Here is a 14,946-nt window from a genome sequence, read left to right as displayed (position 1 = left end):
TCGGCCTGGAAGGCCGTCCCCCGACTGGGACAAAACGTCCCGTGAGGATGAGAATCCCAATTAGGGTTCGCCTGCGCTAAGCTTCGTAAGGATTACATCGCAGTCGGCCTAAAAGGCCGTACCCCGACTGGGACGGGAGCGTCCTGATATAGCTGATGTTGGAGAAGTGTCTGACATCCTAGCGTTTTCGTCTTATAATAGAAGAAAAAAGTATTTTACGAACTATATTGAGGAGGCATCGAGCTTGCAGCTTACTAAAATATCACAGAATACCGCCATTTTATTGGAGCATGCCCGAAAATCGGGGCTGACTTCCTCCGAACTGCTGGAGGCTGTGCGCTTGGGTGAGGTAGACAGATTCCAAGTTGCGAACAATGGTCATTTTCACTACGAGGAACTGTTTTCTTATGCAAACGAACATGGGGAAGATTTGGAGAAGGCCGTCAGCGAGGGATACAAAATTACGTTTAATACCCGCAACGGGTTGAAGATCTGGCTGGAGGAAGCCTTCCGCATCAGCTCGGAATCCGATTTTAGTGTAGGTGAAGGCATTATTGAGGGGCTGAAGCTCCAAGAGGAGCAGGTCGCTCGCTTGAAAGAAGCGTTGGCTGTCAATTGGACCCTGCAGGAAGAGCCGGCAGCAGATGGCGTCCAGGTCAGACTGGCCGTCAGAGGGTTGCAATAATATAAGATAGCCACCGTACGTATTCGCAGGAATAGTATGGTGGCTTTTTTTATAAAATATGATCCGCTAATTCTTCAGAGGGAATTTACATCCGGCTCGGTGTAGGCAGTCCCAGGACCTCCAACGCTTCGCCAAGCGTGTTCTTGAATAAGGAAGTGAGCCATACACGGAACTGGAGCACTTCATCCGCCGATTTCAGAATCGGGCATGCCGAATAAAAATTGTTAAACAAGGAGCACAGCTCATAAGTAAAGTTACAGATGGCGCTTGGAGATAGTTCCCGTCCGGCGGCGTATAGGGTATCATGCCAGGTGCTGATATGGCGAAGCAGCGCATGCTCCGCTTTTTCCATCGCAGGGAACCGGGCAGGCACCGACGGCGTAACACCGGCTTCTTGAGCTTTATTGAGCACGCTGAGTGCACGCGCATAGGAGTAGAGCAGGTATACCCCCGTATTTCCTGATATTTCAGTCGCCTGCTTCAGATCGAACACCACCTCGGTTTGCAGTGCAAAGCGAAGCAGATAGTAACGGATGGAGGCGGCTGCGATCGTATGACTGGATAAACCGTTTTTATCGGAACGGGTGTCTTCGATGAACTTGGCTACTTGGTGGATAAGCTCGGTGATTTTAATTCCGATTCCCTGACGCCCGGACATCGCATAGGACGCTTTCCCATCGGAAGTATCGATTCCGAGATCCGCAGCCGCAGAAGGGCTTAACGAAACGACGCCGTAGCTGACATGACGGAGCTTGTCGGCCTCTTTTTGGAATCCTAGGCTTTCCAGCGCCTGCTTTACCATTGCCTGCGGGTACTGCTGTCTGTAGTCAATGACGTTGATGACTATGTCTGCTTTGCCAAAAGTGAGCTGCTCGCCATGGGTGCTCGTCGTCCAAACCTCGTCTGTGAATTTTTTATATACAAAATCGTTGGAGAGCACACCGTATTTCCACAAATGATAGGCGATGTCTTTGGCAGTGTAGGTCAGTATGCCATTCGAGCGTACCAGCACTTTATCCATGCTGTGGTCTGACTCGGGATCGTCCCCGGCTTCCGCTCCTGTTTGCTTGAGCACCCAACAGCCAGCAAGTTTACCCTCGGTTTCCTGATGGAAGAGGGGCGTGTTCTTCAACAGCTCGAACGCCGACGCCCAGAATCCCTCTCTGACAATGCTGCTCTCCCACACAAGCAGATCATAGTCAATGCCGAACTGCTTCATTTCTTCAAGATGCTCTTTAACGATTCGCTCGGCCACGAGCAGTCCGATCCAGGATAGATTCTGGTTGCCCTCTTCCAGTGCGTGCAGAACCTCGGTCCGATGCTGAACCAGCCCAGGTTCTCTTTCATAGGCCTTATTGGTGCTTGAATAGACGTCCCAGCAGTAATCGCCGAACCGGGCATGTTCCTTGGACAGCGGCGTATGGAGCATCCCGACCACCGTATCTGCCAGTTGATTGCCAAGGTCGTCGATATAATTATGAACCTCCACCTCGTAACCAAGCTTCCTCATCAGCCTGACCAACGTATCCCCGATACAGGAGTTTCTTAGATGGCCGATATGGGCGGATTTGTTCGGATTGATGGAAGTATGCTCAATGACAATCTTCTCGTTTGTTGCCGGAGGCAATTCAAAGCGATGCCCAGCCCAATATTCCCAATCGATACGCAGATTCATAAAACCTGGGGCAACAATCTCCGTAGCATAGACAAGCTGATTGTAGGACGTATCCTGCTCAAGCTCGGCTTGAATCAGCTCGGCAATGTGCAGCGGAGGCTTACGAAGCAGCTTTGCTAGCTGCATCGCAATGTTGGTGGCGTAATCCCCATGCTCCATGCTGGCAGGCTGCTCAACCCGGACTGGAGTGGAATCCGGCAGTTTGGCGCCCGAAGCTTCACACACCTGGTTTACTGCTTGTTGAAGGCTCGAAGTAATCAAATGACTTAACACGTTAAATCCCCCTTTCAAAATAAAAAAACACGTCGGAAAAATCAAAAAAAGCCCTCATCTCCTAAAGAGACGAGGACTTGTGCTCGCGGTACCACTCTTGTTGTTAAACCGATAGGGTTTAACCACCTTTATACGATAACGGTGTAAGCCGGGGCTCCCTACAGCATTTCACTTCGGAAGGCCATCTCCTGGGTCCGCTTCACGGCCGACTTTGTACCGGTTTCCACCCTCCCGGCTCGCTTGGACTAAAGTCAAGTGCAGTTACTCTCCCAATCAACGAAAATAATATCTTCAAGTTTTTTTCATATTATAACCATTCTATTTAGAAAAGCAACCCCCAAATGACTAAACCTTCTCTGCAAAGATTCGCAGGCGCCTGTAATCTGCGTAAAATGCATCCTCATGCCAGAGCGTCGTTTGGGCAGCTTGGCTGATGCGGGCAATTGCTTTGTCCTTCTCGCCGGCCGAGAATCCAGCGAAGAAGAGATCGCCAAAATGTTGCAGCCAATACTTCATACCGTCCTTGCCCTCAGGCAGCTTCGTGGGACGGTCGAAGTGATGGGCGACATGCACCCGGAACCCTTGGGATTCAAGCAGGCTGGCATACTGGCCAAGACTAGGAAAATACCACGGATTCCTGGTGTCGGCATCGATTCCATAATGATCGGCGAACACCGTTTTCAAGGCTTGATAGATTCCGTCGATATTCCCCTTGCCTCCAAATTCCGCGACGAATCGGCCGCCGGGTTTGAGGGCTCCATGGACGGAGCGTACCACGCCTGCAGCATCCTTCATCCAGTGCAGGGCAGCATTGGAGAAGACGGCATCATACGGCGTTTCGGTTTCGAAGTTCTCTCCGTCTCCGGTCAGAAACGAAAGCCCGGGGTATTTGCTTTTTGCGCGTTCAATCATTTCTGCCGAATAATCCATGCCGGTTACGTATGCACCCGAAACGGATATTTCATAAGCCAAATCACCGGTCCCGCAGCCCAGGTCGAGAATCCGTTCTCCGGGTTGAGGCGCAAGAAGCTCTACGACTCCTTTTCCATAAGCCGAGACAAACGATAACTGCCGATCATAATCGTAAGCTTTCCATACTTGCTCTGACATAACAACACCCCTTCACCCATGAATTATCCTCATTGTGACATGTTTATCTTATAATTAGAAATATATAGATGTGATAATATTGATAGGTTTTATCAATAAACGAACAGACAAAAAGCCGCTGAGCAGCGGTTTTATGTAGAACCTTATTTGACGGCAACCAGAAGAGCGCCAACGGCAATGAGTGCAACGCCAGCTGCGTTAATCCAGGATATCTTTTCTCCAAGAAACACAAAGGCAAGAATGACCGCGATGACAACGCTCAACTTATCGATCGGACCTACCTGCGATACTTTGCCGTATTTTAGCGCGAGAAAATAAAACAGCCAGGACAATGCCCCCGCGATGCCGCTGAGCACAATGAAGCTTAATGCTTTCTTCTGAACCAGAATGTCACCGAGTTCCGAGAATTTGCCCTGAACCCCCACGACCCCCAGCAGAAATAGTGCCATGATGACAGAGCGAATGGCCGTTGCCGAGTTGGCATCGATGTTTTGCAGGCCGATTTTTCCGAAAATGGCGACAAGTGCCGCCGTGACCGCAGACAGCAATGCGTATACAAGCCATAATGGCAATGCTGATCTCTCCTTCCTGACAAAGATAAAGTCTCTGATTAATGTACCGGATTCCTTTATAATAGTATAGAGCAATTTTTACGATATCATGAATTCTCAAGGGATAAACGATTTGGAAGGGACTGGATGAAAAATGACGCATTATATAGCGCCTTACGCAGAAGAGTTTCATGATCGGCTGGTGGAATTATGGCTTCATGCCGTATCCCAAACGCACGATTTCCTGACGGAGGAAGATATCGGGTTTTACTATGATATGATGCAAAACGGAGCGCTGAGATCCATGGAGATCTGGGTCTGCTTGAATACGGAACAGGAACCGATTGGATTTATGGGGCTGGATGGCTCCAAAATTGAAATGCTGTTTGTGGATCCCCGCCATCACGGTCAAGGTACGGGAACGACACTGATAAGGCACGCCGAACAGCTGAAGGGGCGGAGGCTGCAAGTCGATGTGAATGAACAGAACCCCAAGGCCCATGCCTTTTATAAAAAATACGGATTTGTGCAAATCGGCCGCTCCGAGCTGGACGGCTCCGGGAAGCCGTTTCCGCTTATTCACATGCAGCTGCCTTATCCATCCGATGAAAAAGGGAGGTGCAGCTAAACTGGAGGAATCAAAGTTTTTTCCGAGTAACTTGTCGTTTCGATATCCTTGGCGCTCCTATCAGAAGAGGGTATTGGACGGGCTTGAGCATCATCTGAAGAATCGCCATCTGCATCTGGTAGCGCCCCCAGGTTCGGGAAAAACCGTTCTGGGACTGGAAGTCATGCTGCGAATAAATCGGCCCACCATTATATTAGCTCCCACGCTCACCATTAAGCAGCAATGGGCAAGCCGCCTCGTGGAACTGTTCCTTGATGAGCAGGACCAGCCCGAATGGATCTCTACTTCACTCAAACGACCGGCCTTGGTAACGATTACGACCTATCAAGCCCTTCACAGTCTGCTAAGTGCGGCAGGCCAGCAGACGTCTGCGAGGAAGAAAAACACGGCGGAGATGGAGTATGTGGTTCAAGCCGGAGATGAGAACCGCGAGTTTTCAGATACGGGCATGGAAGGCTCTGAGGCGGAGCGGGTAGGGAGTGACAGTGACCGCGAGGATGATATCACGGACGGTACCGAGGCACAAGCAGCTCTGGAACTGTTGAAGGAACGGGGATATCATACCGTCATTTTTGACGAGGCGCATCATCTTCGGATGTCTTGGTGGCAAAGTGCCATGCAGCTATGCGAAATGTTGGATCAGCCAACGAAAATCGCGCTTACGGCGACGCCGCCATACGACGTCAATCCGAGGGAATGGCAGCGATATATCGACCTTTGCGGTCCCATAGACGAAGAAATCAGCGTCCCCGAGCTAGTCCGCCATGGGGAGCTTTGCCCGCATCAGGATTACATAAGCTTGACGATGCCTACTCAAGAGGAGGCAGCTAAACTAAAGGAGTTTCGGCTGCAGGCAGCGCAGGTCAGAGACGAGCTGGTGCGGGATCAGTTTCTGGCAGACCAAATCGCCAATCATCCCTGGATTGCACAATCCGAAACGTACATGGAGGAAATTTTGTCCTCGCCGGGATATTACTCCAGCATGGTGTTTTATCTGCGTGCCGCCAATCAGCCGATCTGGAAGGACGCAGTGAAGCTGCTCGGCATGAAAGAGAAGGAAACGCCCGACTTTTCTGAGGAGTGGCTGGAGGAGCTCCTTGGCGGCATCCTGTATAAAGATACACATATAAATGGCGAGCTGCCGGAGTTAAAGACTTTGCAGAAGAGGCTCAGTCGGTTGGGCATGATTGAACGTCGTAGGGTATATATGCGTTCTACACCTGCCTTTGACAAAATGCTGGTCCAAAGTGTCTCTAAATTGCATGGGATCAGCCGTATTCTTGAATTCGAGCGTTCCATTCTGGAAGATAGCTTGCGGATGGTCATCTTGACCGATTATATCCGCAAGGAGGACCTGCCGAAGGATGCAGATGACGAGAAGCCGCTGAATCGGCTCGGCGTTGTCCCTATTTTTGAGTTGATCCGAAGGCAGCTAGCTCAGAAAAGCGGTTCACAGCGCGAGCACGAGCTGCCCATAGGCATTCTGACAGGCTCCTTTGTTGTGCTGCCGGTAGCGGCTATACCTTTGGCTAGGGCTTGCGCCGAACGGCGAGGGCATCGCTTATCGGAGCGACCCCTTGAACACGACAGCCGCTATGTAACGATTGATGTTCGTGATACGAATCGCTCGGCCATTGTCGCAATCATAACGGAAGTGTTTTCCGAGGGAGAAATCCAAGTGCTGATCGGTACAGCGGCTCTTCTGGGTGAGGGTTGGGATGCTCCCGGAATCAATTCCTTGATCATGGCATCGTATGTAGGCTCGTTCATGCTATCTAATCAGATGAGGGGACGGGCGATTCGCGCCCAGCGCGGGAACCCGGATAAGACCGGAGCGATTTGGCATCTGGCATGCGTAGATACAGCCAGGATCGATGGCGGCGAAGATTTGAGCTCGCTTGGGCGAAGATTTCGTTCTCTTGTCGGTTTATCGATCTCGCACCAGACCATAGAGTCGGGCATGGAGCGCATGGGGCTTGACCTTCGGAAAGGGCAAACCGCAGGAAGCATTAACGACTATAACCGCGACACATGGGAGCGAGCGAGGCAGCGGCATCTTCTGAAGGAGCGTTGGGATTCGGCGATTGCCCTTCACAGCTCCATGACGGAAGAACTGACGGCGGATCGAGAGAGTATCCCTAGGCCTGTAGTGTTTGCTCATACGGTGAAAGCCGTCCTCATTTTTGCCGTTGGTTTGGGGCTTGGTACCTTCACCGAGGCGATGACGTCACCGCGTTTGCTTCAATCGGACGCGCCGGTCTGGTTCAACGTGCTAATCCCAGTTGCCGTTGCTTTGCTCGTATCAAGCCCTTGGATATATAAAGCCATCAAAATGCTGGTACGGCATCAGTCGCTGGAGCGGAGTATCCGGGAGGTTGCTCTTGTCGTTTATACGACTCTGTTTGATATGAAGCTGGTCGAATCCGAGCCCAGCATTCACCGGTTGAAAGCGGAGGAAGAGGGGGGAACCGTTGTGTGTTGGCTGAAAGACGGAACCACGCAGGAGAAAACACTCTTTCTGAATTCGCTGCAGCAGGTGCTGGACCCGATCGAGAACCCGCGTTACCTTCTATACCGTGAATCGCGCCGCTGGTTTGTGATCAAACGGGATTACCATGCCGTGCCGGAGGAAATTGGTCGTCGAAAAGAGCATGCCGAGCAGTTTGCCCAATTGTGGCGTAAGCATATCGGTCCGGCCGAACTGGTATACACCCGTACCCCCGAAGGAAGGAAAATACTTCTGACCGCGCGAGGGAAAGCGTTGTCCTCTATTTTCGTGAAGAAATCGGATCGGGTTAGTGCTTGGCGGTAGTACACCGACTGTTTGCAGAAGATGTAGAGCAAGTGGTGAGGGCTGCGTTGCCTTAACGGACTAAGGAGCCGTTAATTGAGGAAAAAACGTTCTTACAGATATGGTAGCGGACCTGAAGGCCGTTATTTACGGAAAAAAAGGGTGATTTGCCTGTAAATTAGCTAAATAACGGCTTTGGTGTCCGTTAAATTCTAAATTGGACCGTTTTTTCTGAAATAACGATCCTATGGTCCGGTAGAGTTTGTGGTGGGATGTTGGGGCACTGCTATGGAGTCATATGCCCGACTGTACCCCAGAAGGGATACGGCCTTACAGGCCGACTGCGAAGTAATGCTACCGAAGCATAGGCTCCGACGAACCCCTACCAGGGATTCTCATCCCCGTGGACGCAAAGGCACCGCCCTTAAAAGGCGGTGCCTTTTTTACGTCCCAGTCGGATTACGGCCTTCCAGGCCGACTGCGAAGTAGTCCTAACGAAGCGTAGGCTCCGACGCCCCCCTACCAGGGATTCTCATCCCCGTGGACGCAAAAACACCGCCCCTAAGAGGCGGTGCGTTTTTTACGTCCCAGAAGGGATTCGAACCCCTGACCGACGGCTTAGAAGGCCGTTGCTCTATCCAGCTGAGCTACTGGGACATAGAATTTTTTCGAGCAAAGAATATATTATCACATACGTCGGAGAAATTCAATCATTATTTTAAGATGCAAAGATTTTTGGATTAACGAGATTATTCGAGTATCATATCGGGTTATATTGATAAAATATACGACAAAAAATGAATGGGAATCGTCGTCTTTATGTTGCCAGGTGCATGAAAGACGCAGGCCGTGCGCCCTTTTTTAAACTTGGCAGTACATATGCTATAATCAACGAATACGAAAAACAGGACTAGAAAGGAGGTGTCCTTATCAAGGACTCTTACTCCCAAGAACAAGAGGACAAGAACATCATCCTGTTTCCGAAGACGCTGGATTATTACCAGATTCAGCTTACGGTTATGCTCGAGAATGAACGTTACGGTGAAGCGATGGAGGTTCTGCGTTTTCTGCTGAAATGCGGCGGACAGAATGAACGGCATTATGAGGAGTGGAATTCGCTCCTCGACTGGCTTGAAGCTGCATTTCCGGAACAGGCTGTACCCCGTTCGGTTGATTCCGAAGCAGAGCCCGAGGAGGATGACCCGGACGAAGCGGAAATGGCGAGGCAGATGGTTAGGGACAAAGTTGCCCAGGATGCCGGATATGCCGACAAGCTGCTGGCTTCGGTCATGAACGGACCGCTGACGGAGCAGACCATTTTGGCGCTGGAACAGCTTGCTTATTTGGACCGTCCGGAGATCGACGCTATTTTGGTCGAGTGGCTGCATGATACGCCGCTTCATCCGCTCCTGCAATTTCGGGTGCTGCAAACGCTCCGGAGAAGAGGGATGGAAGGGCAAGTGAGCCTTCATCGCGGGCAGGAAGCCGTCGAGATTGAGATCGATACGGTTCCTCTGGACCCGGGAGGTTTTCCGGACGCCATTACGAAAATTTTGGAGCGTGTTGCCGATCAGACTGAGGTTCATGAGCCGACACTTTTTTATTTTGCACAGGAATTATGGTCCCAGTTCATCATGGCGATTTACGGCACCGAAGATTACCATTCCATGCTGGATGAAGAAGAATCCACGCTTGACATATGGGCAGCTGCGCTGCATGACATTGTGTCGGAGAGTTTGAAAGGGTTTCGCAATGAGGAGGAAATCCGCCCGCTCTACGGCATAACGGACACCATGCGGTTCCGTTATGAGGGAGCCTATCGATCTCTCAAGCAATTTGTTGCTGCTGGCGTGGAAGATTAGCCAGAGTTGGAAAACGTTTACGGTATCGCAGCATAAGGGTTCGCCCTTGAAAAAGAATTTAATGTTGTTTATACTATAGTGGTTATTCGGTACGTGATACATTATTGCGTCGACCACGTGAATTATTTTGGAGGGGAAAGCATAAATGAAAGCAACTTGGGAAAAAATAGAGAAGAACCTTGGCGTTCTTGACGTTGAGGTTGATGCGGAGCGCGTTGCATCCGCCCTCGACAAAGCTTTTAATAAAGTAGCTAAAAAAGCAAATGTACCTGGATTCCGTAAAGGTAAAGTACCTCGCTCAATCTTCGAAGCTCGCTTTGGTGTTGAGAGTTTGTACCAGGATGCAATCGACATCCTTCTTCCGGAAGTATACAGTGAAGCTGTAGAACAAGCGGATATCTTCCCTGTGGATCGTCCGGAAGTGGACATCGAGCAATTCGCTAAAGGCGAAACTTTCAAGTTCAAAGCAAGAGTAACTGTGAAACCAGAAGTTAAACTTGGCGAATACAAAGGTGTCGAAGTTGCAGCAGTAGCTGCTGAAGTTTCCGACGAGGAGCTGAGCGAAGAGCTCGTGCGTCTGCAACAACGTCATGCTGAGCTTACTGTTATCGACGAAGGTGCTTCCCAGTCTGGCGATATCGTTGTGATTGATTTTGACGGTTCCGTTGACGGCGTTCCTTTCGAAGGTGGACAAGCTGAGCGTTATTCCCTTGAGCTTGGAAGCAATACATTCATTCCAGGCTTTGAAGACCAAGTGATCGGAATGGCTACTGGAGACTTCAAAGACGTGGAAGTGACATTCCCTGAAACTTACCATGCTGAAGAATTGGCTAACAAACAAGCGATCTTCAAAGTGAAAGTTCACGAAATCAAACGCAAACAGCTTCCTGAGCTGGATGATGAATTCGCTAAAGACGTAAGTGAATTCGACACGCTTGACGAGTACAAGGAAGATCTGAAGAAACAATTGCTGACTCGCAAAGAGCAAGAAGCACAAGGCGTTCGTGAGAACGAAGCCGTTGAAAAAGCAGCAGCTAACGCTGAAGTTGAAATTCCTGACGCTATGATTCAATCCGAAGTTCAAAACATGATGCGCGATTTCGACAACCGTCTTCGCCAGCAAGGCATGAACCTGGAAATGTTCCTTAGCTTCTCCGGGCAAACGAATGCCGATCTGGAAGGTCAAATGAAAGACGATGCTGCAAAACGCGTTCGCAACAACCTCGTGCTTGAGCAAATCGCAAAAGAAGAAAAACTCGAAGTATCTGAAGAGGAAATCAACAAAGAGCTGGAAAACATGGCTGACACGTACAAACGTCCTGCTGATGAAATCCGCAGCATCCTGGGTGCTAACGGTTCCCTTGACAGCCTTCGTGAAGAACTGCTTCTTCGCAAAACAATCGACTTCTTGCTGGAAAACAGCGTAGAAGGCGCTCCTGTTGAGAAGAAAGAAGCAACTGAAGAATAATAAATAGGCAGCTGCGAAAAGCTGCCCTCACATTAGATAAGGCACGTACATTTCATGCGTGCCTTATTTTTAACTAAGAATAGCCAATTTACTACTAATTGTGACATGAATTGGTTATTAATTTCGACATACATAATGAGACAAGTTGGCAGGATATAATTCTTGGCAAGTTCATAGAATGTAAGCAGGGTTAAAAAATGACATCGTGCTGTGAACATGTTAGAATAACTTTTGTAACGCTGTAGTATATTTTTCAAGGAAAAGAGGTTGGTCGCATGAGTCTTGTACCTATGGTTGTGGAACAAACCAGTCGAGGCGAAAGATCTTACGATATCTACTCAAGATTACTGAAGGATCGCATAATATTCCTCAGCAGTGCGATCGATGACGATGTTGCCAATCTTGTCATTGCCCAGCTTCTGTTTCTAGCTGCGGAAGATCCGGAAAAAGACATCTCTTTGTACATCAATTCCCCTGGCGGTTCGGTTACAGCCGGGATGGGTATATATGATACGATGCAGTTGATCAAGCCTGATGTGTCCACGATTTGCGTTGGTATGGCTGCCAGCATGGGATCACTGTTGCTTACTGCAGGAGCGCCTGGCAAACGCTATGCTCTCGAGAACAGTGAAGTGATGATTCATCAGCCGCTCGGAGGTATTCAAGGCCAGGCATCCGATATCCAAATCCATGCAGATTGGATCATCAAGACCAGACATAAGCTGAATCAAATCTATGTGGAGCGCACGGGTCAGCCCCTTGAAAAAATCGAACGCGATACGGACCGCGACTTTTTCATGAGCGCGGAGGAAGCGAAGGCGTACGGTATAATTGATGATGTTCTGTCTTCACCGACCAAATCTTAAGGGGTGGTAAAAGCATGTTTAAATTTAACGATGACAAAGGGCAGCTGAAGTGCTCCTTCTGCGGAAAATCGCAGGAGCAGGTCCGCAAGCTGGTTGCGGGGCCCGGTGTTTATATATGTGACGAGTGTATTGACTTGTGTTCAGAGATCGTTGAGGAAGAACTCGGCCATGAGGAAGAAGTGGATCTGAAGGATATTCCGAAACCACGTGATATTCGTGACATTCTGGATCAATATGTAATCGGTCAGGATCAAGCGAAGAAATCCCTTTCCGTTGCCGTTTATAACCACTATAAACGTATCAACACCCAGAGCAAAATTGAGGATGTTGAATTGCAAAAGAGTAATATTTTGCTGCTCGGACCTACAGGTTCCGGTAAAACATTGCTCGCGCAAACCATGGCCAAAATTCTCAACGTGCCGTTTGCTATCGCCGATGCAACTTCACTGACCGAAGCTGGTTACGTAGGTGAGGATGTTGAGAACATTCTGCTGAAGCTGATTCAAGCAGCGGATTATGATGTGGAAAAAGCGGAACGCGGCATTATCTATATTGATGAGATCGATAAAGTGGCTCGTAAATCGGAGAATCCGTCCATTACTCGTGACGTTTCCGGTGAAGGGGTTCAGCAGGCCCTGCTGAAAATTCTTGAAGGCACCGTTGCTTCCGTGCCTCCGCAAGGTGGACGCAAGCATCCGCATCAGGAATTCATCCAAATCGATACTACAAACATTCTGTTTATTTGCGGCGGAGCATTTGACGGACTGGAGCAGTACATTAAACGCCGGATCGGTAAAAAGGTCATCGGCTTTAATGCATCCGGAGAAAACCAGAAGGATCTTAAGCCAGGTGAATACCTGACGATGGTTCTGCCGGAAGATCTGCTGAAATTCGGCTTGATTCCGGAGTTCGTCGGTCGTCTGCCTGTTGTGTCTACGCTCGAACCGCTGGATGAGGCAACATTGGTACGAATTCTGTCCGAGCCGAAAAACGCACTCACGAAGCAGTACCAAAAGCTGCTTGAATTTGACAACGTAAACCTCAAATTTGAGCCAGGCGCGTTAGAAGAGATTGCCCGCGAAGCTATTAAGCGCAATACCGGTGCGCGCGGACTGCGTTCCATCATTGAAAGCATCATGCTGGACGTGATGTACGAAGTGCCGTCCAGAGATGACATTAAGGATTGCGTCATTACGGAGCAGGTTGTTCGTGATAAAGTGATTCCTGAACTGCAAGCCAAAAGTAACGAAGACGACAAGAAACAAGAAGAAAGCGCCTAATGTGCTCTAGCGCATTAGACGTGGAATAAATCTACGTTGATTCTCCACTTCCAATTATACCCAGTCGGGTTGATTGGAGTGGAGCTTTGGCGTTATATGGGAGAGATCGTACCATGTTTTTGAGACAAGACACACGGCCCGTCAAGGTGGGGAATCTTACCATTGGGGGAAAGAACGAAGTCATTATTCAAAGCATGTGCACCACCAAAACAGCAGATGTAGAGGCGACCGTTGCCGAGATACTCCGTCTGGAAGAAGCGGGATGTCAGATCGTTCGGGTAACGGTGAACAATGAGGAAGCAGCTGCGGCCATTAAGGAAATCAAGAAACGCATTCATATTCCGCTAGTGGCGGACATTCATTTCAACTACAAGCTTGCCCTGATGGCGATCGAGAACGGTATCGATAAAGTCCGGATCAATCCGGGTAACATCGGTAAGCGTGAAAAGGTCGAAGCTGTCGTGAAAGCATGCAAAGAGAAGGGGATTCCGATTCGGATCGGGGTTAACGCCGGTTCCCTGGAGAATCATCTCCTTGAAAAATACGGATACCCGACTCCGGAAGCCATGGTCGAAAGCGCTTTGTATCATATCGGAATTCTGGAAGAACTGGATTTCCATGATATCATCGTTTCGCTTAAAGCTTCTGATGTACCGATGGCGATTGCAGCTTACACTAAGGCTGCAGAAGTGATTCCGTACCCGCTTCACCTGGGCATTACCGAAGCAGGTACCCTGTTCTCGGGTACCGTCAAGAGTGCCGCCGGACTTGGCGCGCTGTTGTCTCTCGGAATCGGCAGCACGATGCGTATTTCCTTGAGTGCCGATCCTGTGGAAGAGATCAAGGTCGGCCGGGAACTGCTAAAATCCTTCGGTCTGATCTCGGATGCGGCAACCTTGGTATCTTGCCCGACGTGCGGACGGCTGGATATCGATTTGTTCTCCATTGCCAATGAGGTAGAGGAGTACATCTCGAAGATTAAAGTCCCGATCAAGGTTTCCGTTCTGGGCTGTGCCGTAAACGGTCCCGGAGAGGCCAGAGAAGCCGACATCGGTATTGCCGGCGCTCGGGGTGAAGGTTTGCTCTTCCGATACGGAGAGATGATCCGTAAGGTGCCGGAAGAGATCATGGTTGAAGAGCTCAAGAAAGAAATCGATCATATCGTGAAGGTGTACGAGGAAACCGGCGAAATCCCGGGCCGCAAGCACAAATCCACGGTCTGAGCTGGATAACTAAGTTGTAAGAATATCTCGGCTTATATAAAAACGGCAGTCTCTGGCTACAAGAGACTGCCGTTTTGTTGTTTTATAAGGGTTTAAAGGGGGGCAGGAGTATATCCTTAAAATTTCTTTGACGTTCTATAATGTAGCAATGCAAATCAGGACAAGTAACCCCTTTAGTTCAGACACCGGTAAGACTTGCAGGAATCCGTTTCAATGTATTTTGCAGTAACTATACCTTGCCCTTGAACGAGCTTCTTTTTTTATGAAGCTCAGCCCTTCCCTCACTCCCACCCCACGATAAAGAAGGATGCCATGGGCCGCACCAGCGGAGCGGACGAATTGATTCCGGAGAAGCGAAGCGGTCGCCTTTGTTTCCGAATTTCTACATTGGTAACGTCATTCATGAAATTCGGAAACAACAGCGATCGGAGGAACGATACGTACGCGGAGCGTCTAACTGAAGCGTCTCATAGCGTCTTTCGTCTACTTTTTGATACTTTTACCGGCTTCGTCAACGCATCCTGATTCAATCAT

The 14,946-nt window shown here is 49.5% G+C and carries 11 protein-coding genes, 1 tRNA gene and 1 other annotated feature; of the genes, 8 read left to right on the top strand and 4 right to left on the bottom strand.

Translation table 11 applies throughout. The annotated features are described in order from the left end of the window. The first annotated feature begins 244 nt into the window (after positions 1-244). Positions 245-685 (top strand): hypothetical protein, encoded by a 441-nt coding sequence (locus ACETK5_RS24530; RefSeq protein WP_394058404.1) that lies wholly within the window; start codon positions 245-247, stop codon positions 683-685. 85 nt (positions 686-770) lie between these two features. On the opposite strand, the gene ACETK5_RS24525 is transcribed toward ACETK5_RS24530, so the two are convergent. The 3 genes from ACETK5_RS24525 to ACETK5_RS24515 form a co-directional block, all read right to left on the bottom strand. Then, a complete protein-coding gene (locus ACETK5_RS24525; protein WP_100540864.1) occupies positions 771-2,633 on the bottom strand; it encodes an arginine--tRNA ligase in 1,863 nt (620 codons plus the stop codon). Positions 2,634-2,695: 62 nt separating this feature from the next. Continuing rightward, positions 2,696-2,919 (bottom strand) — a binding site (T-box leader). 59 nt (positions 2,920-2,978) lie between these two features. Further along, positions 2,979-3,743 carry a class I SAM-dependent methyltransferase gene (locus tag ACETK5_RS24520; protein WP_394058402.1) on the bottom strand — a complete coding sequence of 255 codons (765 nt, stop codon included), beginning with the start codon at positions 3,741-3,743 and terminating at the stop codon, positions 2,979-2,981. 143 nt (positions 3,744-3,886) lie between these two features. Continuing rightward, positions 3,887-4,315, bottom strand: coding sequence for an EamA family transporter (locus ACETK5_RS24515; RefSeq protein WP_054401265.1), 429 nt, complete (start codon positions 4,313-4,315; stop codon positions 3,887-3,889). A gap of 133 nt (positions 4,316-4,448) precedes the next feature. Between ACETK5_RS24515 and ACETK5_RS24510 the strand changes: the two genes are divergently transcribed. Both ACETK5_RS24510 and ACETK5_RS24505 read left to right on the top strand, forming a co-directional pair. Continuing rightward, complete coding sequence (locus tag ACETK5_RS24510; RefSeq protein WP_326115342.1) at positions 4,449-4,922, top strand: acetyltransferase; 474 nt, start codon at positions 4,449-4,451, stop codon at positions 4,920-4,922. A 31-nt stretch (positions 4,923-4,953) separates the two neighbouring features. Then, the gene (locus ACETK5_RS24505; protein ID WP_394058399.1) at positions 4,954-7,734 is read left to right on the top strand and encodes a DEAD/DEAH box helicase family protein; all 2,781 of its coding nucleotides are present in this window, start codon (positions 4,954-4,956) and stop codon (positions 7,732-7,734) included. Positions 7,735-8,296: 562 nt separating this feature from the next. Here ACETK5_RS24505 and ACETK5_RS24500 read toward each other — a convergent pair. After that, a tRNA-Arg gene (locus ACETK5_RS24500) sits at positions 8,297-8,370 on the bottom strand. Between the two features lie 362 nt (positions 8,371-8,732). Here ACETK5_RS24500 and ACETK5_RS24495 point away from each other — a divergent pair. The 5 genes from ACETK5_RS24495 to ispG all read left to right on the top strand — a co-directional run bounded on the left by ACETK5_RS24495 (position 8,733) and on the right by ispG (position 14,412). Beyond that, a complete protein-coding gene (locus tag ACETK5_RS24495; RefSeq protein WP_100540793.1) occupies positions 8,733-9,575 on the top strand; it encodes a hypothetical protein in 843 nt (280 codons plus the stop codon). 145 nt (positions 9,576-9,720) lie between these two features. Continuing rightward, entirely contained in the window at positions 9,721-11,043 is a 1,323-nt protein-coding gene (gene tig, locus ACETK5_RS24490; protein ID WP_100540794.1) for a trigger factor, read from the top strand. 275 nt (positions 11,044-11,318) lie between these two features. Continuing rightward, on the top strand, positions 11,319-11,909 hold the full coding sequence (gene clpP / locus ACETK5_RS24485) for an ATP-dependent Clp endopeptidase proteolytic subunit ClpP (protein ID WP_006208779.1): 591 nt from the start codon (positions 11,319-11,321) through the stop codon (positions 11,907-11,909). 14 nt (positions 11,910-11,923) lie between these two features. Beyond that, positions 11,924-13,189, top strand: a complete 1,266-nt coding sequence (gene clpX, locus ACETK5_RS24480) for an ATP-dependent protease ATP-binding subunit ClpX (protein WP_100540795.1) — start codon at positions 11,924-11,926, stop codon at positions 13,187-13,189. A 113-nt stretch (positions 13,190-13,302) separates the two neighbouring features. Next, positions 13,303-14,412 carry a flavodoxin-dependent (E)-4-hydroxy-3-methylbut-2-enyl-diphosphate synthase gene (ispG, locus tag ACETK5_RS24475; protein WP_100540796.1) on the top strand — a complete coding sequence of 370 codons (1,110 nt, stop codon included), beginning with the start codon at positions 13,303-13,305 and terminating at the stop codon, positions 14,410-14,412. The last annotated feature ends 534 nt before the right edge of the window (positions 14,413-14,946 follow it).

It is taken from the genome of Paenibacillus ilasis, from assembly GCF_043195395.1.
Taxonomy (GTDB): Bacteria; Bacillota; Bacilli; order Paenibacillales; family Paenibacillaceae; genus Paenibacillus_AQ; species Paenibacillus_AQ lautus.
The sequence above is the reverse complement of the archived record's forward strand: the minus strand, read 5'-3'. Positions and strand labels throughout refer to the sequence as shown.